Origin of the sequence: Pectobacterium carotovorum (genome assembly GCF_900129615.1) — a bacterium.
Lineage (GTDB): Bacteria > Pseudomonadota > Gammaproteobacteria > Enterobacterales > Enterobacteriaceae > Pectobacterium > Pectobacterium carotovorum.
This window is the reverse complement of record NZ_FQWI01000004.1, coordinates 64340-85348: the sequence shown is the minus strand read 5'-3', so window position 1 is coordinate 85348 and position 21009 is coordinate 64340. Positions and strand designations below refer to the sequence as shown.

The following is a 21009-nucleotide window of genomic DNA, read 5'->3' as shown; positions in this document are numbered from 1 at the left end:
CTCTTTGTTTCAGGACGTGCCCGAGTTATCCGGCTGCTGTGCTTTCCAGTCTGCCAATGCATGAATGCGACGACGTGCCAGTTCGTTACGCACGTCAATGCCTTTAAAACCATCGGCGACGACGGCCGCACTGCTGACCTGACTGGCGACGCGGAAGGCTTCACGCAGGTAATCACCTTGTGGATAAGGGTTCTCTTCAAAACCGGCACGGCCTCTGGCATCGGCTTCGCTCGTGAGCGCTAACTGTTCCAGACGCTGTGGTTTGCGCCAGACGTCAATCGCATCAAATAACTTCAGCAGGGTTTTGGGTTGCAGCACCTGCACGGTATGAACCAGGTCATGATATTCCGCAACCAGCTTTGCCAGATCGCGAATCGGATTCGGCACGCGCAGGCGCTGGCACAGTGCTTCAACCAGTTTGACGCCCGCTGGGCCATGACCGTGATGACGCGGCCAGAGTTCAGGCGGCGTCAGCCCTTTTCCTAAATCGTGGCACAGCGTAGCAAAACGTACGTCAATCTCGGGGCTGAGGCGGGCGGCCATTGCCACCGTCATCATCGTATGAATACCGGTATCAATTTCCGGATGCCATTTGGCGGGGGCGGGCACGCCGTACAGATTATCGATTTCAGGGAACAGCACGGCCAGTGCGCCGCAGTCTCGCAGCACCTGAAAATAGACATCTGGCGACGATGTGCCGAGCGCTTTTTCCGTCTCTTTCCAGACGCGCTCTGGCGTCAGGTAAGCCAGCTCGTCCTCATGCGTCATTTTTTGCATCAGCGCCATGGTTTCTTCTGCAATCTGGAAGCCGAGATGAGCAAAACGTGCGGCAAAACGCGCGACGCGCAGCACCCGTAACGGATCTTCGCTGAATGCGTCGGAAACGTGACGCAGCAGGCGATTCTCAAGATCGCGACGGCCGTGATAGGGATCGATAAGGTCGCCCCGCTCGGTGCGGGCAATGGCATTGATGGTCAAATCGCGGCGCAGCAAATCCTGCTCTAACGTGACATCGGGTGCAGCATGGCAGACAAACCCGGTATAGCCTTTGCCAGATTTGCGTTCGGTACGTGCGAGAGCGTATTCATCGCGGCTAACGGGGTGTAAGAAGACGGGAAAATCCTTTCCAACCTGCTGGTAACCCTGCGCAAGCAGATTCTCCGGCGTTGCGCCGACCACCACCCAATCTTTCTCGGTGACGGGTAAACCCAGCAGGCTGTCCCGAACAGCGCCGCCGACAAGGTAGATCTTCAACGTCGGGCTCCTGAATCAATAACCAATACTTCACCACATACTACCATCTTTGCGCCGCTGCGTTGGCCGCAAAGAAAAATGCCTGCAAGAAGCAGGCACGTGTTCCGATTAGCTCATCCAGCGGTCATTTTTCTTTTTACGCGGGATGATGTGCGGCAACAGCAGACCCAGCAGCAAGCCGATGCCAGCAACGCCGCCGCCATACATAAACCACTGTAGAATGATGGTGCGCTGCTTATCATCAAGCTGGACATTCGCCGCGCTGACTTTCTTCTGCGCAACAATAAGCTGAGTTTTCAGATCCTGATTTTCCTGGCGTAATCCATTGATAACACTATCGCTAGCAGCGACTTTCTGCTGCATATCAGCGGTGCGCTGGTTCCAGGTCTGATCGATATTATTCAGTTTGTCAGTCAGGTCTTTAACCTGATTTTCCAGCTCCGGTACCCGCGTGCGCAGGCTCGGCGTATTGCTAAGCTGGTCGAGAGGAATCCAAGTGGTGCGGTTTTTGTCATCACGGATCTGCGCATAGCCCGCGTTTTCATTAACGCTGAGTAGCGTGACTTCAGCGCCAGCATTCACGGTGCCGACGATACGATATTGATTGCCCGGGCCGCTGTGGACATACGTCAATAACTCATCGGAAATATAGCGTTTTTCTTCCGCCTGTGCGGTCCAGCTCAGCGTGAGAGAAAATAAAGTAAAACAGAGTAAGCCTAATTTCTGCATAAGATCATCATGTTGCGTTAATGGTGGTCTGATAGTAGAGGCTTAAGTCTGACGAGGCAATGTATAAACCGAAATGAGAACAGTCTTAGAAGGCAGCGGGCGGCGTGTTTAAACGGGGAAAGTGGTGTTGTTGATGGCAGGTTTGCATAAGAAATGCGCGCTTGTTCGCAGGTGAAAAAGAGTGTGTGCGGTAAGAGTAGTAAGGTGAAGTAAAATGTTATTTACTGACATGATAATGAATGTGGTCTTGGTGTTGTGAATGCTATGAGTGAAGAAATTGAGCTGAAGTTTATTGTTCATCCCGACAGCGTTGAATCGCTGCTGACGCAACTGGCTGACTGGGAGAGTGATTACAGTCAGTATGAGCACATGCGTGCTCAGCGTCTGAGCAATACCTATTATGAAACGGCGGATAATTACCTGCGCCGTAACGGCATCGGCCTGCGTATTCGCGGCGAAAATGAACGCTACGAAATGACGGCAAAAACGGCCGGCAAAGTGATTGGCGGGCTGCATCAACACCCAGAATATAACGTTGAGCTGGAGAAAGCCGAGCTGGATCTCAGCCTGTTTCCGGCGGAAGTCTGGCCAGAAGGTTGCGATGTCGATACGCTGCAATCGTCGCTAAAACCGCTGTTTAGCACGGATTTTACGCGTGAAAAGTGGGTGTTTACTTACTATCAAAGCGTGATTGAGGTTGCGTTAGATCGCGGTGAAATTCGTGCTGGCGATCTGAGTGAACCGCTGTGCGAATTGGAGATGGAACTTAAGATTGGGCAGACTACCCACCTGCTGGAGCTGGCAAAGGAAATCGCAGAGTTTGGTGGTATGCGGCAGGGTAGTCTGAGTAAGGCGGCGCGCGGATACCATCTGGCTAAAGGTAACCCGGTTCGCGAGTGTCAGCCTCTCAATCGACTGGTTGTGGATCCAAAGACCAATATCGATCAGGCCATCCGCGCGGCGCTGGAACTGGGATTGAGCCATTGGCAATACCACGAAGAACTGTGGGTAAGAGGAAATGCCTCTGCCCGTGATGCTCTGCCAGAGGCCAGTGCGTTAATGCGCGAAATGCTGGTGCTGGTGGGGGGCGTCGTGTTACGTAAGGTCACCACGCTTTTTCGCTCTGCGCTCGCCACTTTGGAAGCTCGGCTACAAAGCCCCGATGGCGCGGAAGTGTGCTACAGCGTCGACTACCTGCAAAGTAAGTTGGTACTGACTTCCTGGCTGATCGAGTCTGGCTGGCGTGACCATATGGATAGTAAAGATCGCATTAAGCTACAGGGGTCGTTCAAACGCTTTGCTGACATTATGCTAAGTCGTAGCACGGCGGATCTGAAAAGCGCCTTTTCTTCTAAATTGACGGAAGCGCAGTACGAACAGCAAATCCCTCGTCTGCAACGTAATATCTACGCGTTTCTTCTCTTATCCGGTGCGTATCCGGCGGAGCAGGTGGAAGCCTACGTTGAACATTGGCGGGTGTTACTTCAGGAAATTGAGCGACTCGCTGCTGGGAAGGCTCCTTCTGCCTATCTGGAAGCCTACCGTAAAGAGGCGCTTGCCTTGTCTCCGTTCTGGCTACATAGCGGCGGACCATCACAGTAACCGTTAACTGCCGCTTGTCAGTGAAGATAGGCGGCGCATCAAGGGAACCCCCATGCCGATACTTCCTTTGCCTGCTTTACCTGTGCTTCTGACGGAACACTCTCAGCGTGCGATCTTGCGTTTGCGGGAAGCCGCACCTGATGAACCGATAACCGACAGCGACGCCGCTGTTTTGGCATTGAGCGATTTTGTCAGCGATGCGCTTGCGCTGCATCCTGACTGGTGGCAAGGGATTCATCAGCAACCGCCGCAGCCCGAAGAGTGGCAGCACTACGCCGACTGGTTAAGTAACGCACTGGCCGATGTTAACGATGAAAATGCGTTGATGGCGGCATTGCGTCGGTTTCGCCGACATATGCTGACGCGGATTGCGTGGTCGCAGGCGCTGCAAACCAGTACGACGGAACACACGCTGCGTCAGCTCAGTGAGCTGGCCGAGGTAGTGATCGTGGCGGCCAGAAGCTGGCTATATCAGGCCTGTTGTCGCGAGTGGGGGACACCTTGCAATGCGCAGGGCGTGGCTCAGCCTCTGCTGATTCTTGGCATGGGAAAATTGGGTGGGGGAGAACTTAACTTCTCTTCGGATATCGATCTAATCTTCGTCTATCCCGAAAATGGTCATACGCAAGGCGGGCGGCGCGAGCTGGATAACGCGCAGTTCTTCACGCGTCTGGGGCAGCGGCTCATTAAGGTGCTGGATCAGCCGACCGTCGATGGTTTTGTGTACCGTGTGGATATGCGACTACGTCCCTTTGGTGACAGCGGTCCGCTGGTGCTCAGCTTTGCGGCGATGGAAGATTATTATCAGGAGCAGGGCCGCGATTGGGAACGCTATGCGATGGTCAAAGCGCGCCTGATGGGGGGAATGGACGATGCTTACAGTCAGGAACTGCGCAGTACGTTGAAGCCTTTTGTCTTCCGTCGCTATATCGATTTCAGCGTGATCCAGTCGCTGCGGAATATGAAAGGCATGATTGCCCGCGAAGTGCGTCGCCGGGATCTGCGCAATAACATCAAGCTGGGGGCGGGCGGCATTCGTGAAATCGAATTTATCACGCAGGTTTTCCAGCTGATTCGTGGCGGACGTGAACCAGGATTGCAGGGGCGTTCGCTGTTGCCTACGCTCCAGCATGTGGGAGCGCTGGGGTTATTAACGCCACAGCAGGTGCTTGACCTCAGTACCTCTTACCTGTTTCTGCGTCGTTTAGAGAACCTGTTGCAGGCCATTGCCGATGAGCAGACACAAACGCTGCCGGGTGATGAGCTGAATCAGCAGCGGCTGGCATGGGGAATGGGTTTTGACAACTGGGACACGCTGCAATCCATGCTGGAACAGCATATGCAGGCGGTGCGTCACGTATTTGATGACCTGATTGGCGATGATGCGCCGGACAATAATGACATTCCCGAACATAGCAGCTATAGCAGCCTATGGCAGGACACGCTGGATGACGGCGAACTGGCTCCGCTGACGCCGCATCTCTCGGAAAGCGTGCGCGAAAAGCTGATGCGGACGATTGTGGAATTCCGTCACGACGTGGCGAAACGCACCATAGGGCCGCGCGGGCGAGACGTGCTGGATCAGCTCATGCCGTGTTTGCTGGCGGAAGTCTGCGCTCGTCAGGAAGCGGATACGGTGCTGTCTCGTCTGACACCGCTGCTGCTGGGGATCGTCACACGCACCACCTATCTCGAACTGCTGCTGGAGTCTCGCGCTGCGCTCGGCCAACTGATTCGCCTGTGTGCGGCGTCGCCAATGGTTGCCAGCCAACTGGCACGCTATCCCTTGCTGCTGGATGAATTGCTCGATGCGTCAACGCTGTATCAGCCGACGGCACCGGGCGCGTATGCCGATGAGCTACGTCAGTATTTGATGCGCGTCCCTGAGGATGATGAAGAACAGCAGTTAGAAGCGGTTCGCCAGTTCAAGCAGTCGCAGCAACTGCGTATCGCCGCAGGGGATATCGGCGGCGTACTGCCCGTGATGAAAGTGAGCGATCACTTAACGTATTTGGCGGAAGCGATTATCTCGGCCGTGGTTCAACAGGCGTGGGGGCAGATGGTTGCACGCTATGGTCAGCCGTCGCATTTGCAGCATCGTGAAGGCCGTGGGTTTGCCGTGATTGCCTATGGCAAACTCGGCGGGTGGGAGTTGGGATACAGCTCCGATCTGGATTTGGTGTTCTTGTTGGACTGTCCATCGGACGTGATGACGGATGGCGAACGCAGTATTGATGGCCGCCAGTTTTACCTGCGCCTCGCACAGCGGGTGATGCATCTGTTTAGCACCCGGACGTCATCAGGCATTTTGTATGAAGTCGATGCCCGTCTGCGGCCATCGGGCGCGGCGGGGATGTTGGTGAGTACGGTAGAAGCGTTTGATGACTATCAGCGCAATGAGGCATGGACGTGGGAGCATCAGGCGCTGGTACGTGCGCGTATGGTGTATGGCGAAAGCGGCGTGCAGCAGACCTTTGAGTCTATCCGCCGCAATATTCTATGTGCTGAGCGTGACGCGGAGACTTTGCGAACCGAAGTGCGAGAAATGCGGGAAAAAATGCGTCAGCATCTGGCGAACAAAGATAAAGCACTCTTTGACATCAAAACGGATGCGGGCGGCATTACGGACATTGAATTCATTGCCCAGTATCTGATGCTACGTTACGCCGCTCAGGAACCGCGTTTGACCCGTTGGTCAGACAATGTGCGTATTCTGGAGCTGATGGCGCAATATGGCGTGATGGAAGAGAGCGAAGCCAACGCGCTTAAGCTGGCCTACGTCACCATGCGCAATGAACTGCACCATCTGGCCTTGCAGGAGTTGTCCGGTCGGGTCAGCAAAGATCGGTTTGTTGCGGAGCGGGAGCAGGTACTGGTGAGTTGGAATAAGTGGTTAGTGGGAGCGTAAGTTCCTCCTATCTAATGGTCAAATGTGCCGTGCGGTTTAGAGCCGCGCGGCAGTGACGTGTAATGATACGTGCCTATGATATTATTACGCGCATTATGCGAAATAAGCCTGGAGTAGAGGATGAAAGTGACGCTGCCTGATTTCCGTCAAGCGGGTGTATTAGTGGTGGGTGATGTCATGCTGGATCGTTATTGGTATGGGCCGACCAGCCGAATTTCACCAGAGGCACCCGTGCCTGTGGTCAAGGTTGATACGATCGAAGAGCGCCCAGGCGGCGCGGCGAACGTCGCCATGAACATCGCTGCATTGGGCGCGGGATCGCGTCTGGTGGGGTTAACGGGCATTGACGATGCTGCTCGCGCACTGAATGCCAAACTTGGCGAAGTGAATGTGAAGTGTGACTTTGTCGCTGTTCCTACGCACCCGACGATCACCAAGCTGCGCGTGCTGTCGCGCAATCAGCAGTTGATCCGACTGGATTTTGAAGAGGGCTTTGAGGGGATTGATCCTCAGCCGATTATCGAACGTATTCAACTGGCGCTGCCAAAAATTGGCGCACTGGTGCTGTCTGACTATGCAAAAGGCGCATTAGCGCATGTGCAAACCATGATTCAGACGGCAAAAGCGGCTGGTGTTCCGGTGCTGATCGACCCGAAAGGCACGGATTTTTCCCGCTACCGTGGCGCGACATTGCTGACGCCGAACCTGTCTGAGTTTGAAGCGGTCGCAGGGCGTTGCAAAACGGAAGAAGAGCTGGTCGAGCGCGGTATGCAACTGGTGGCCGATTATGATCTGTCCGCGTTGCTGATTACCCGTTCCGAGCAAGGGATGACGCTGTTACAGCCGGGCAAAGCGCCACTGCATTTGCCGACGCAGGCGCAGGAAGTGTACGACGTGACTGGTGCGGGCGATACCGTCATTGGTGTGTTGGCCGCTGCGCTGGCGGCAGGTAACCCGCTGGAAGAGGCCTGCTTCCTGGCGAATGCCGCCGCAGGCGTCGTCGTTGGCAAGCTGGGTACGTCAACTGTCACGCCGATTGAATTGGAAAATGCTATCCGCGGCCGTGCCGAAACCGGATTTGGTGTGATGACCGAAGAACAGCTGAAACATGCTGTTGAACTGGCGCGTCAGCGTGGCGAAAAGATTGTGATGACCAACGGCTGCTTCGATATTCTGCACGCCGGACATGTGTCTTACTTGGCAAACGCTCGCAAACTTGGCGACCGGTTAATCGTTGCGGTAAACAGCGATGCCTCAACCAAGCGTCTGAAGGGGCCGACTCGTCCCGTCAACCCGCTGCCTCAGCGGATGATCGTGCTGGGTGCGTTGGAAGCTGTCGATTGGGTCGTGCTGTTTGAAGAAGATACGCCGCAGCGCCTGATTGCCAGCATTCTGCCGGACATTCTGGTGAAAGGCGGGGACTACCAGCCACATGAAATCGCCGGTAGTGAAGAAGTCTGGGCCAACGGTGGTGAAGTGAAAGTCCTGAACTTTGAGGATGGTTGCTCCACGACGAACATCATCAACACGATTAAAGCCAACACGTCTAAATCTTAAACGAAATAAAACTGACGGTGCTCGAAAGGTTTCGACGCCGTTAGTCCGCAAGCTAATGATTCTCGCTCTGGCACATCACGGGCGAGAATCATAACAATCACGATGCCGACAGGGCGACACGTCAGATAAAACAGGTATGAAACCAGTGAAGAAAGAACCAGCCGAAGTGAATGCGGCCGCACTGCGGGTAGCGGAGTTGCGCCGGGTCTTACGCCATCACGAATACAAATATCACGTTGAAGATGCGCCCGAAATTCCTGATGTCGAATATGACAAACTCATGCAGGAACTGAAATCGTTAGAGGCGGATCACCCCGAGCTGGTGACCAGCGACTCTCCGACGCAGCGCGTAGGCGCGGCACCGCTGGCGGCATTTGAACAGGTTCGTCATGAAGTGCCAATGTTATCGCTGGATAACGTATTTGATGAAGAGAGTTATCTGGCCTTCAGCAAGCGAATTGGCGACAGGCTGAAAAACGGTGACGATCTGACATTCTGCTGCGAGCTGAAACTGGATGGGTTAGCCGTCAGCCTGTTGTATGAAGAGGGCGTTTTGGTACAGGCGGCCACGCGCGGGGACGGCACGACTGGGGAAAATATCACCAGTAACATTCGTACCGTTGCGGCGATCCCACTGCGCCTTGAGGGTGACAATATTCCGCGTCGTGTTGAAGTGCGCGGCGAAGTGTTTATGAAGCACAGCGGCTTTGAAAAGCTGAACGAAGAAGCCCGTCGTACGGGCAGCAAAGTCTTTGCCAACCCGCGCAATGCTGCCGCCGGATCGCTGCGCCAGCTTGACCCGCGCATTACGGCTACGCGTCCGCTGACCTTCTTCTGCTATGGCGTTGGTCTGCTGGAAGGCGGTGAGTTGCCCGCCAGCCACTGGGAGCGCCTGATGCAGTTCAAGGCTTGGGGGCTGCCGGTTAGCGACAGAATTAAGCTATGCACTGGTCCGGCTGAGGTACTTGATTTTTATCGTCAGGTTGAGCAGACCCGCAGTTCGTTAGGCTTTGATATCGACGGCGTCGTTGTCAAAGTTGACTCGTTGGAGCTGCAGGAGCGGTTAGGGTTCGTTGCTCGTGCGCCGCGCTGGGCGGTGGCCTTTAAATTCCCGGCACAGGAACAGCTGACCTGGGTGCGCGATGTCGAGTTTCAGGTTGGGCGGACTGGCGCGATTACGCCCGTCGCGCGTCTGGAACCCGTCGCCGTGGCTGGGGTGATCGTCAGCAACGCCACGCTGCATAATGCCGATGAAATTGAGCGGCTAGGTTTGCAGATTGGCGATCGCGTGATTGTGCGTCGAGCAGGGGATGTGATCCCGCAGATCGTTGGCATCGTGGAATCTGAGCGCCCAGAAACGGTGCGCCCGATCGTTTTCCCTCCGGTTTGTCCCGTGTGTGGATCTGACGTTGAGCGTGTGGAAGGCGAGGCCGTCACGCGCTGTACCGCTGGCCTGATCTGCGGTGCCCAGCGCAAAGAGGCACTGAAGCATTTTGTTTCTCGTCGCGCGTTGGATGTGGAAGGCATGGGCGATAAGATCATCGATCAACTGGTGGAAAAAGAGTACGTCAAGACGCCAGCCGATCTGTTTCGTCTGAGCGCTGGGATCATGACGGGGCTGGATCGCATGGGGCCGAAATCCGCGATGAACCTCGTCAATGCGTTGGAAAAGGCGAAAAGCACCACGCTGGCACGTTTCCTCTATGCATTGGGGATCCGTGACGTTGGCGAATCGACGGCGGCTAATCTGGCTGCCCATTTTGGTTCGCTGGAAGCCCTTTTTGCTGCCGATGAAGACGCGCTGCTGGAGGTGCCGGATGTCGGTAAAGTCGTTGCCGCGCATGTGCGTCATTTTCTTGAGGAAGAACACAACCAAACCGTGATCCGCGAATTGACCGATCCCGCAGGCATCAACATTCACTGGCCTGAGGTTCAGGTGGTCAATGCGGAAGAGATCGACAGCCCATTTGCAGGGAAAACCGTGGTATTGACCGGATCGCTGAGTATTCTGTCCCGCGATGAAGCCAAAGATCGGCTAACGGCGTTAGGGGCAAAAGTGAGCGGCAGCGTCTCGAAGAAAACCGATATGGTGATTGCTGGTGAAGCCGCAGGTTCTAAACTGGCGAAGGCGCAAGAATTGGGGATCCCAGTGATCGATGAGGCGGAAATGATCCGACTATTGGGGGAGTAAACGGATGGAAAAAGAAGACCTGATAGACATTGCCAGGATGCAGATGCCGTTTGGTAAATACAAAGGGCGAGCGCTGATTGATTTACCGGAAGAGTACCTGCTGTGGTTCTCCCGCAAGGATGAATTTCCTAAAGGTCGCTTAGGTGAATTGATGCAGATTACGCTGGCAATCAAGATAGAGGGTCTGCAAGGGTTGGTCACGCCGCTGAAACGGCCCCGTCCCTGATTATCCATTTCCTGTCGTAACCCTTGATGAAAAAAGGTCGCTTCATTGAAGCGACCTTTCACGTTTACTGGCTACCCCATCCCTGACGTAGATTAGACGTAGATATTAATCTGGTTATCTGCTGTCGGGCGGTTAACGCCTTCTTCTTTAGCATATTGAGTAGAAGCAGAAGAAGATGAGCCGGACTGTTGTTCCGATTTTTCACTCTGCAAGCGGGCAATTTGTGCTTGTAACGCCTGAATCTGTGCCTGAATTGCCTGTTGTTGTTGTTCGATCAGCTTACGTTCTTCGTCGCTTTCTGCGCTGGAAGCGGATTCGGTCAGTTTAGTGACCTGTTTGGTAAGCGCCTGAACCTGCTTGGTGAGCTGCGCAATCTGCTGCTCTGAGGTGTTGCTGCTTTTACTGCTGCTTGCTGTTGTTGTCGATACGCTGATACTGCTGATGGTGTTTGACATTTTCCCTCCTGAAAAGATGCCGATATACCCGAATTATTCGGGGTACAAGCCGTTATATCGGCAATTTAAGCACTTTCTCGAAGGGGATATTGTTGGCAATGAAACATGAAATACTCACTTTCCTGATAGCTCATGTAACAAAATATATCAATCAGGAAAGAGAGAGAAAGAAAGAAGGGAATGCGTCAGATATTGCAGTTAGACGTAGATATCAACACCGCCTTTTTTGTCTTTATTTTCAGTTTGTTGTGATGTTTTTTTTGATGCTTCTTCCATCGCTTTCTTTTCCGCTTCTTCTTTTTGGATGCGGGCAATTTCGGCATAGAGCGCTTGGATCTGCGCCTGGATCATCTGCTGCTGTTGTTTGATGAGTTTACGCTCGGCTTCGCTTTCCGCTTTTTCGGCGGATGTACCCAGCTCTTTTAGCTTGTTAGTCAGCTGCTTGATTTGATTTTGTATTGCAGCGATTTTTTGTTGAGCGCCACTACCCGTATTGGCGGTAGAGGCAGCTTTACTCTCTGTATTAGATGAAGCCTTATTCGCTGCAGACTTATTGGCCGTAGAGGCCGCTGCTACGTTTGACACCGTATTCATTGTAATGGACATCACTTCCTCCTGAAATAAGTCAGTTCTGCAGTTATTATCGGCAGTCTCGCCCTTTTCTTTACGAAAAATTTACAAAACTACGAGGATGATATGCGCTTGCTGGAGGGAAAGAAAGGGGGGCAAGGGCGCTTTTCTACTCCCTTGCCACAATGGATGAGATGACGTTAGTTAACTGCCGTACACGTTAATTGCGCTATTCAGTCGTCTGGCCTGAAGGTTGAGCCCTTCAGCGGCTTCTGTAGAGTGCGTAACCATATCGGTGTTGCGCTGTGTCATTTGTTCTATCTGTGCAATAGAGGTATTGATCAGGCCCAATGCCGAGGTTTGCTCATGCGTTGCGTTGCTGATCTCTTTGATCATGGTGGAGACCTGCAAGACTTCATCAACGATATCGCTGATATGTTTGCCCGCGTTTTCGACCATTGTGCTGCCCTGTTTTACACTTTCGACGTTGGCGTCGATCAACGTTTTAATCTCTTTGGCCGCAGAGGCGGAATGCTGTGCCAGATTGCGAACCTCGGCGGCTACCACCGCAAATCCGCGCCCTTGTACGCCCGCACGAGCGGCTTCAACGGCCGCATTCAGCGCAAGGATATTAGTCTGGAAGGCAATACTGTCTATCACGCCAATGATATCAACGATTTTATCGCTGGCGCTGGAGATGGAATCCATCATACCGATGGTTTCCTTCATGATATTGCCACCTTTAAACGCGGTGTTGCTGGCGGCTTCTGCCATGGTGGTGGCCTGTGCCGCCGTTTCTGCACTCTGCTGTACGGCAACGGTAATTTCTTCAATGGCGGCGGCAGTTTGTTGCAGATTGGCCGATGTCTCTTCCGTGCGGGTATTCAGATCGACATTGTTTTCCGCCAGCTTATGGCTGACGTTGGTGATGCCGTTTACCTGTGTACTGACGTCGTCGACCAGTGAATGCAGGTTCAGGGCAAACTGGTTAACGGAGCGGAGAAGCAAGCCGATTTCGTCGACTCGGTTCAGGTGGACATGCTTTACTTTACGGCCTGATACCACATGCTGAGCCTGCTTGAGTATCATCCTGATTGGCTGTGCAATTTGCTTTTGCAGAAACTGATCCATGATGACGATGAGTAACAGCGTCAGTGCCAGCAGCCACAGCGGATTCATGCCGCTGAAAGCAAACAGTGCGGGAATGAGGCCCACCGACACTACTGCCACGCGCAAGCGCCAGCGGACTGACAATTTCTGCAAGAGCGACAGTGGCGAAAAGAGTCCGGTGCGAACGACTAACCCTTTGTAGAACTTACGGCTGCCCGCCTGTTTTTTCTGCACAGCGCTATACAGCGCTTCGGCATGCTTGATTTCTTCGGCGTTGGGTGTGTTACGTACTGAGATATAGCCTGCGAGCTGCTCCTGCTGATAAACCGGCGTAACGTTGGCGCGAACCCAGTAGTAGTCACCGTTGTTGCGACGATTTTTAACTAACCCAGTCCAGCTATCGCCTTGTTTCAGCGTAAACCACATGTCGGCATAGGCTTCAACGGGCATGTCGGGATGGCGCACAATATTGTGAGGCTGGTTGATGAGCTGCTCTTCGGAAAAACCGCTAACCGTAATGAAGGCAGAGTTGGCATAGGTAATGTGGCTGTGAATATTTGTCGTGGACATCAATATGGTGTCCATGTCTAACAGATACTCCTGCTGTGTAACAGGTGTATTCAATCTCATTAGAAACCCCGGCATACGTATCCCGCTCAGTTTCCAGGTTCAGCCACGCTGGCCGCTTTTCTCGTCTCTGCCGCTCTGGTTATTACAGAGGCTGAAACGCAGTGTCGCTGCCGAATGGTTAGTCCCGTGAAATCTGTCAGGCATATTGCTGTGTAAATATTCAAGTTATTCAAATGGGTATACTGAAATTTTTTGGGTGGCTTACTCATTTATATAAAATAATGTTATGCATTATTTATGAGCGGGCTATTGACCCTATATTGTGCGTGATGGAGATTTTGTAACTGTATCCGTCATACCTCAAGTTGCATGAGCGTTGGCTGCGTTCAGTCACCCGAATCACTTACTCAAGTAAGCTCATCGGACTCCTTCGCTTGCCGCCTTCCTGAAACTCGAATTATTTAGGATATATATTTTTGTAACAAATATGTCATCAGTGTTAGCACGCTTTTTCAGCACGCGTAAATCTATGATGAGGACGATTATCTGTCAATTGATTCATTTTATTGGCAATAAATAATTGGTAAAAAATGATTAAAAATAGGCAGGAAGTAAAATAGGGATTTTTCTTAAAAAGTATTTTAGAATTGACGAAGGTGACGCTAAGAAGAATAACTTGTTAAGTTTTTTTTATCTTTTCTTTGCATGAATGAAATTAAATGTTGCTGTCCTGCTGTTTATTCTTTTAATTACGGCCTTTCTTCCATTTTTATTTATGCTGAATTTATTGTAGATCAAATAACGCTATCCGCAGACCAGATAATGATTCTGGCCTGCGGAGAACGGTAATCAGGTTACTGGCGCCGGATTGAAAACGGCCAGTGCGTTATGAAGCCCCCACTGATCGGACCAGGTTTTTTTCTTGCCGCTGGCGATATCCAAAATGAAGTGGAAAAGCTGCCAGCCTACGTCTTCGATCGTGGCCTCTCCGGTAGCAATGGTACCGGCATCAATATCCATCAGATCGTGCCAGCGGTTTGCCAATGCGGTACGGGTTGCCATTTTGATGACGGGTACAGCCAGCAGGCCATAGGGTGTGCCACGACCGGTGGTGAAGACCTGCACGGTGATACCAGAAGCAAGCTGCTGCGTGCCGCACACAAAGTCGCTGGCCGGTGTGGCGGCGTAAATCAAGCCACGTTTGGTTGGGCGCTGACCGGGGGACAGGACTTCGACAATTGCGCTGGTGCCGGATTTGGCGATGGAGCCGAGCGCTTTTTCTACCACGTTCGCGAGGCCGCCTTTTTTGTTGCCCGGCGATGGATTAGCGCTACGGTCGGTCTGACCGCTGTCGAGGTAGTTATCGTACCAGGCCATTTCTTCCAGCAGGCGTTTACCGACTTCTTCATTGATGACGCGTGGCGTTAACAGATGAATGGCGTCGCGTACTTCGGTCACTTCGGAGAACATGACGGTTGCGCCGCAGCGTACCAGCAGGTCGGATGCAAAACCAACGGCTGGGTTCGCGGTGACGCCGGAGAACGCATCGCTGCCACCACACTGCATGCCGACAACCAGTTCAGAGGCTGGACAGGTTTCACGCTGACGTTTGTTCAGCCGCTGCAGGTGCTTGTCTGCCATCGTCAGAATGTCATCCACCATCGATCTGAAACCAACGTGGTGTTCATCCTGTAAGCGGACAATGCTGGTGTCGTCAAGGGAGATGGCTTGTACATCAGACGTCCCTTCCAGCAGACGTTCCGGCTGCAATTTTTCACAGCCCAGACCCACTACCAGTATCTCGCCGCCAAAATTCGGGTTCAGCGCCAGGTTGTGAATGGTACGGATAGGAACCACCGCGGCAGGGGCATTGATTGCTACGCCACAGCCATAGAGATGGTTGAGCGCGACCACGCCATCGACGTTGGGATATCTCGGTAATAAATCGCGTTCGATAATTTTAACGACATAGTCCACGACGCCCGCGACGCAGTGCACGCTGGTGCTGATGCCCAACAGGTTTTTCGTGCCTACGCTGCCATCGGCGTTGCGGTAACCTTCAAAGGTATAACCTTCCAACGCAGGAAGCGCGGGGGGGACTTTGGTCGCTAACGGCAGGGTTTCCAGCGCGGGAGCCTGTGGCAACTCGACCAGCGATTCATCGATCCAGCTTCCTTTGGCAATATCACGCAGCGCATACCCGATAATTTCACCGTAGCGGATGATGGCGCCTGATTTGGCGATATCCACAAGGGCCACTTTGTGACCTTGCGGAACATGCTCAATTAATTCCAGATCATCATTAAAACGGGTTCCGGCACGTAAGCCATTATTATTAACAACAATGGCAACATTATCAGAATCGTGGACCTTAATATAAAGTGGCTGCTCTTGTGCAGCATTACTTTCTGATTTATCTGACATGATGCAAGCCTTTATTATTGGTTTCTCAGAAACACGGTGGTAACTATTACCACGCTATTACTTCATTGCTCGCTAATGAGTATACGTGAGGTTCCCTTCTCGTACATTATGCAATTGACCTAAGCCAGCGCTTTTTGTTTCTGATTTATCAGGCGAAGACCCAATTTTTGGTGAGTTTGATCACATTCTTCCAGCGCACGGTTTTTAAGCCAGAAATGAAAATAATGTGTGTAAATGTAAAAAGAGAATAGCGGCATTTTTCGTGAAACACCTCGCACTATATAGGGCAAGTGCACCAACATATTCAAAAGGACATTTTTAATGTTGTGCTTTTATCTAGTGAGCAGTCAGTGGGTAAAAATTATAATGTTCCTGCGAGTTGAAGATGTCAGCTAATTACTCTGATGCTATATAGCCTGGCTATTCGCAAAAAAATAAAAATGGGAATGTTAACTATCCACTGAATCTTCATTCTGATAACCCTACACCGTTATCTGTTATTCGGAATGAATGAGCGAACCGCGATTGAAGCAGGAGTTCATCATGAATACAGTAAGCTCAGCAGCTGGCGCGATACAAAAGAGAACAAACGCCCGCTACTGGATTGTCGTGATGTTGTTTATTGTCACGTCATTTAACTATGGGGACCGCGCAACCTTGTCCATTGCTGGTTCAGCAATGTCTAAGGAAATTGGGCTGGATGCGGTGGGGATGGGCTATATCTTCTCTGCTTTCTCTTGGGCATATGTTATTGGGCAAATACCCGGAGGCTGGCTGCTCGATCGCTTTGGTTCAAAGAAAGTCTACTTCTATAGTATTTTTACCTGGTCGATTTTTACCTTATTACAAGGTTTTGTCGATATCTTCAGCGGCGCTGGCATTGTCATTTCCCTGTTCTTGCTGCGCTTTATGGTTGGTTTGTGTGAATCACCCTCCTTCCCGGGGAATAGCCGAATTGTAGCGGCCTGGTTCCCTGCACAAGAACGTGGTACTGCCGTCGCGATATTCAACTCGGCGCAATACTTCGCTACTGTGATTTTTGCTCCTATCATGGGCTGGCTGGTGCACGCCGTGGGTTGGGCACATGTGTTCTGGTTCATGGGCGGGTTGGGGATCATTCTGAGCTTTGTCTGGCTGAAAGTGATCCACGATCCAAAAGATCACCCGAGTGTGAATCAGGCCGAGCTGGATTACATTGAGGCCGGTGGTGCACTGATTAATATGGATGCCAAAGGGACGAAGAAAGAGGTCGTTAAAGGGGAAAAATGGCACCAAATCAAGCAATTAATGCAGTCCCGTATGATGCTGGGTGTGTATATCGGCCAATACTGTATTAACGCACTGACCTACTTCTTCATTACCTGGTTCCCGCTTTATCTGGTTCAAGCTCGCGGTATGTCGATCCTCAAAGCGGGATTTGTCGCCTCGGTTCCTGCTATCTGTGGTTTTGTCGGGGGCGTTCTGGGTGGCATCATTTCCGATTATCTGATGCGTCGGACTAACTCCCTGACCTTTGCCCGTAAAACGCCTATCGTTCTCGGTATGTTGCTCTCCATGTCGATGGTGATTTGTAACTACGTTGAAACCGAATGGGTGGTTATTGCGGTGATGTCTGCAGCCTTCTTCGGCAAAGGCATTGGTGCGCTGGGCTGGGCGGTTATGGCGGATACTGCACCGAAAGAAATCAGCGGGTTAAGCGGCGGGCTGTTCAATATGTTCGGTAACGCGTCTGGTATCGTGACGCCGATTGCGATTGGCTACATTATCGGCATGACCGGTTCGTTCAATGGCGGTCTGGTGTATGTCGGGATTCATGCGTTGGTTGCCATCGTCAGCTACCTGTTCATCGTACAAGATATTAAACGTATCGAATTGAAGCCGTTCGTTAAGAATTAAGGCCAGTCGTTATCGTATTAGTCTAGATATAGGCAATAACACAAAACGCTGTTCCATCAGTATGATGGCGCAGCGTTTCGCTATATACCCGTCATACTTCAAGTTGCATGTGCGTTGGCTGCGCTCACGCACCCGAATCACTTACCTGAGTAAGCTCATCGGGATGCCTTCTCTTGCCGCCTGCCTGAAACTCGAATTATTTAGGGTATAAATTTGTCATTTATTCATGCCCTTTAACGTCGGGTTTTACCTCTTCAAAATTGGGTGCCAAAGGGGCGTATTTCGGTGTTTATAAGACGGAAATTCGCTTTTCACGGTTTTCGTGAAACACCTCCCATTGGCCTGTGATAATGACATATTTAATCTGCATTTCGACAGGGAATGCTGTGCTATTGCCCAATGAGTTGTGAAATAAGAAAACTTATACTTTTTACTGAGGTTGGTGAGGCGGTACGAATTACAACACCGCATTCCTGACTGGTTTATTTCAGTAATAACCTGTTTTTATTCTGACAATCTTACAAGCCCTACAAGCATTGTTCAGTTCAAATCAGAGTAAAAACAAGGTCGCGCTAATAAAGTAGGAAAACAACATGAAATCATCTACTGGTGCACCATCTGTTTTTTATTTCTGTATGACTGAATTATTTTCATCCGCCTCTGCGCGCCCCTGCGTTGTGGCAACTATCGGAAACCTAAGCGTCAATCCTGTGCGCTCCATTCATGACGGGAGCCTGTAATGAGTAACCTTTCAGCGACTCCAGTTATTACCGACATGAAAGTCATTCCCGTTGCGGGCTATGACAGCATGCTGCTGAACATCGGCGGCGCACATGGTGCTTACTTCACGCGTAATCTCGTCATTCTAACCGACAGCGCCGGGCATACCGGTGTCGGCGAAGCGCCCGGTGGTGAAGTCATTTACAACACGCTGGTTGAAGCCATTCCTCGTGTGAAAGGCGAACAAATCGCCCGCATGAACCGTCTGGTTCATGACATTCATGTCGGCAACCAGTCTTCTGATTTTGATTCCTTCGGCAAAGGCGCCTGGACGTTTGAGCTGCGCGTGAATGCGGTGGCAGCACTCGAAGCGGCGCTGCTCGATCTGCTGGGGCAATTCATGGGTGTCCCCGTTGCCGAACTGCTGGGACCGGGTAAACAGCGTGATGAAGTCACGGTGCTCGGTTATCTGTTCTATATCGGCGACCGCACGAAGACGGATCTACCTTATTTAACTGGCGAAAAAGGCAAGCACGAGTGGTATCACCTGCGTCACCAGCAGGCGATGGACAGCGACGCGATTGTGCGTTTGGCCGAAGCCACAACTGACCGCTACGGATTTAAAGATTTCAAACTCAAAGGTGGTGTACTGCCCGGCGAGCAGGAAATCGATGCCGTGAAAGCGCTGAAAAAGCGTTTCCCGGATGCGCGTATTACCGTCGATCCAAACGGTGCCTGGCTGCTGGATGAAGCGATCGGGCTGTGCAAAGACATGAAGGGCATTCTGACTTACGCGGAAGACCCGTGTGGTGCTGAACAAGGTTTCTCCGGTCGTGAAGTGATGGCGGAATTCCGTCGTGCTACTGGGCTACCGGTCGCAACCAACATGATTGCGACCAACTGGCGCGAAATGAACCATGCCGTGATGCTACAGGCGGTCGATATTCCGCTGGCCGATCCCCATTTCTGGACGATGCACGGTGCGGTGCGCGTCGCCCAACTGTGTGATGAGTGGGGCCTGACGTGGGGCTGCCACTCCAATAACCACTTCGATATTTCTCTGGCGATGTTCACGCACGTAGGGGCGGCGGCGCCGGGTAACCCGACGGCGATTGATACGCACTGGATTTGGCAGGAAGGGCAGCATCTGACCAAAGAGCCACTGCAAATCGTCAACGGCAAAATTAAGGTTCCGGATCGTCCCGGTCTGGGAATTGAGCTGGATATGGAACAGGTCATGAAAGCCCACGATCTGTACAAAAAATTACCGAGCGGGGCACGTAATGATGCCGTCGCCATGCAGTACCTGATTCCTGGTTGGAAATTTGATCGTAAACGCCCGGTTTTTGGCCGCTAACCCTACATAGAAAAATTAGAGAGAAAGGATAAGAAAATGACATTGCAAAGTTCAACTCCGGTGATTACCCACATGCAGGTTATTCCGGTTGCAGGTCACGACAGTATGCTGCTCAACCTGAGTGGCGCACATGCACCTTATTTCACTCGCAACATTGTGATTCTGAAAGATAACGCCGGGAATACCGGCGTCGGAGAAATTCCCGGCGGTGAGAAAATCCGTCAGACGCTGGAAGATGCTGCCGCGCTGGTGGTAGGCAAAACGCTGGGCGAATACAAAAACGTGATGACGGCGGTGCGTGCGCAGTTCGCCGACCGCGATTCTTCCGGGCGCGGTTTGCAGACATTCGATCTACGTACCACTATCCATGTCGTCACGGGGATCGAAGCCGCCATGCTCGATCTGCTGGGGCAATTCCTCAACGTCAGCGTGGCCTCGCTGCTGGGCGATGGTCAACAGCGTGATGCCGTCGAGATGCTGGGTTATCTGTTCTACATCGGCGATCGTAATAAAACCGATCTGCCTTACCAGAGTCAGGCTAACGAGAAATGCGACTGGTATCGCCTGCGTCACGAAGAAGCCCTGACGCCAGAAACCATCGTGCGTCTGGCTGAAGCCGCGTACGAAAAATACGGTTTCAACGATTTCAAACTGAAAGGCGGCGTACTCGCTGGTAGCGAAGAGGCCGAAGCGGTGACCGCGCTGGCGAAACGCTTCCCACAGGCTCGCATCACGCTGGATCCGAACGGTGCCTGGTCGCTGGATGAAGCTATCGGCCTGGGTAAACAGCTACGCGGCGTGCTGGCGTATGCAGAAGATCCGTGCGGCGCGGAACAAGGCTTCTCCGGTCGTGAAGTGATGGCGGAATTCCGCCGTGCGACGGGGCTGCCTACCGCGACCAACATGATCGCCACCGACTGGCGGCAGATGGGTCACACTATTTCGCTGCAATCGGTCGATATCCCGTTGGCCGATCCGCACTTCTGGACGATGCAAGGTTCCGTACGTGTGGCGCAGATGTGCCACGAATGGGGCTTAACCTGGGGGTCTCACTCCAATAACCACTTTGATATTTCACTGGCCATGTTTACTCAGGTCGCTGCGGCGGCTCCGGGCAAGATTACGGCGATTGATACGCATTGGATCTGGCAGGAAGGTAACCAACGCCTGACGAAAGAACCGTTGCAGATTGTTGGCGGCATGGTGGAAGTGCCGAAGAAACCGGGTCTGGGCGTTGAGCTGGATATGGATCAGGTGATGAAAGCACACGAACTGTATAAAAACATGGGATTAGGCGCACGTAACGACGCCATGGGAATGCAGTACCTTATTCCTGAGTGGACGTTTGATAATAAACGTCCGTGTCTGGTTCGCTAACGTTCTGATTTTCCGTTTTTTGAGCGCGCCGCTTCAGGCAAGCGGCGCTGGAATGACTGAGGA

14 protein-coding genes are annotated in these 21009 nt (G+C 52.3%); 8 read left to right on the top strand and 6 right to left on the bottom strand.

From position 1 onward, the window contains the following. Positions 1 to 9: 9 nt before the first annotated feature. Positions 10 to 1254: a multifunctional CCA addition/repair protein gene (locus BUB06_RS09995; RefSeq protein WP_039470231.1), complete on the bottom strand. Its 1245-nt coding sequence runs from the start codon at positions 1252 to 1254 to the stop codon at positions 10 to 12. A 108-nt stretch (positions 1255 to 1362) separates the two neighbouring features. After that, positions 1363 to 1983 (bottom strand): TIGR04211 family SH3 domain-containing protein, encoded by a 621-nt coding sequence (locus BUB06_RS09990; protein WP_010305136.1) that lies wholly within the window; start codon positions 1981 to 1983, stop codon positions 1363 to 1365. A gap of 264 nt (positions 1984 to 2247) precedes the next feature. On the opposite strand from BUB06_RS09990, the gene BUB06_RS09985 reads away from it, so the two are divergent. The 5 genes from BUB06_RS09985 (at position 2248) to BUB06_RS09965 (ending at position 10467) form a co-directional block, all read left to right on the top strand. Continuing rightward, positions 2248 to 3585 carry a CYTH domain-containing protein gene (locus BUB06_RS09985; RefSeq protein ID WP_039470232.1) on the top strand — a complete coding sequence of 446 codons (1338 nt, stop codon included), beginning with the start codon at positions 2248 to 2250 and terminating at the stop codon, positions 3583 to 3585. Positions 3586 to 3637: 52 nt separating this feature from the next. After that, positions 3638 to 6493 (top strand): bifunctional [glutamate--ammonia ligase]-adenylyl-L-tyrosine phosphorylase/[glutamate--ammonia-ligase] adenylyltransferase, encoded by a 2856-nt coding sequence (gene glnE / locus BUB06_RS09980; RefSeq protein ID WP_039470234.1) that lies wholly within the window; start codon positions 3638 to 3640, stop codon positions 6491 to 6493. Between the two features lie 120 nt (positions 6494 to 6613). After that, positions 6614 to 8050: a bifunctional D-glycero-beta-D-manno-heptose-7-phosphate kinase/D-glycero-beta-D-manno-heptose 1-phosphate adenylyltransferase HldE gene (hldE, locus tag BUB06_RS09975; RefSeq protein ID WP_039470235.1), complete on the top strand. Its 1437-nt coding sequence runs from the start codon at positions 6614 to 6616 to the stop codon at positions 8048 to 8050. 136 nt (positions 8051 to 8186) lie between these two features. Further along, positions 8187 to 10241: an NAD-dependent DNA ligase LigA gene (gene ligA / locus BUB06_RS09970; RefSeq protein ID WP_048329377.1), complete on the top strand. Its 2055-nt coding sequence runs from the start codon at positions 8187 to 8189 to the stop codon at positions 10239 to 10241. A 4-nt stretch (positions 10242 to 10245) separates the two neighbouring features. After that, positions 10246 to 10467 carry a DUF3820 family protein gene (locus BUB06_RS09965; protein WP_010305118.1) on the top strand — a complete coding sequence of 74 codons (222 nt, stop codon included), beginning with the start codon at positions 10246 to 10248 and terminating at the stop codon, positions 10465 to 10467. Positions 10468 to 10559: 92 nt separating this feature from the next. Here BUB06_RS09965 and BUB06_RS09960 read toward each other — a convergent pair whose 3' ends face one another. From BUB06_RS09960 to garD, 4 genes are all read right to left on the bottom strand, one after another. Beyond that, positions 10560 to 10922, bottom strand: coding sequence for a FlxA-like family protein (locus tag BUB06_RS09960; RefSeq protein WP_039470238.1), 363 nt, complete (start codon positions 10920 to 10922; stop codon positions 10560 to 10562). 198 nt (positions 10923 to 11120) lie between these two features. Continuing rightward, on the bottom strand, positions 11121 to 11528 hold the full coding sequence (locus BUB06_RS09955) for a FlxA-like family protein (protein ID WP_039470239.1): 408 nt from the start codon (positions 11526 to 11528) through the stop codon (positions 11121 to 11123). 168 nt (positions 11529 to 11696) lie between these two features. Further along, positions 11697 to 13232 carry a methyl-accepting chemotaxis protein gene (locus BUB06_RS09950; RefSeq protein WP_039470242.1) on the bottom strand — a complete coding sequence of 512 codons (1536 nt, stop codon included), beginning with the start codon at positions 13230 to 13232 and terminating at the stop codon, positions 11697 to 11699. Between the two features lie 789 nt (positions 13233 to 14021). Next, a complete protein-coding gene (gene garD / locus BUB06_RS09945; RefSeq protein WP_010305090.1) occupies positions 14022 to 15596 on the bottom strand; it encodes a galactarate dehydratase in 1575 nt (524 codons plus the stop codon). A gap of 543 nt (positions 15597 to 16139) precedes the next feature. Here garD and BUB06_RS09940 point away from each other — a divergent pair. From BUB06_RS09940 to gudD, 3 genes are all read left to right on the top strand, one after another. Then, entirely contained in the window at positions 16140 to 17492 is a 1353-nt protein-coding gene (locus tag BUB06_RS09940; protein WP_010305087.1) for an MFS transporter, read from the top strand. Between the two features lie 739 nt (positions 17493 to 18231). Next, positions 18232 to 19569, top strand: coding sequence for an enolase C-terminal domain-like protein (locus tag BUB06_RS09935; protein ID WP_039470244.1), 1338 nt, complete (start codon positions 18232 to 18234; stop codon positions 19567 to 19569). A gap of 36 nt (positions 19570 to 19605) precedes the next feature. Continuing rightward, entirely contained in the window at positions 19606 to 20946 is a 1341-nt protein-coding gene (gene gudD / locus BUB06_RS09930; protein ID WP_039470246.1) for a glucarate dehydratase, read from the top strand. The last annotated feature ends 63 nt before the right edge of the window (positions 20947 to 21009 follow it).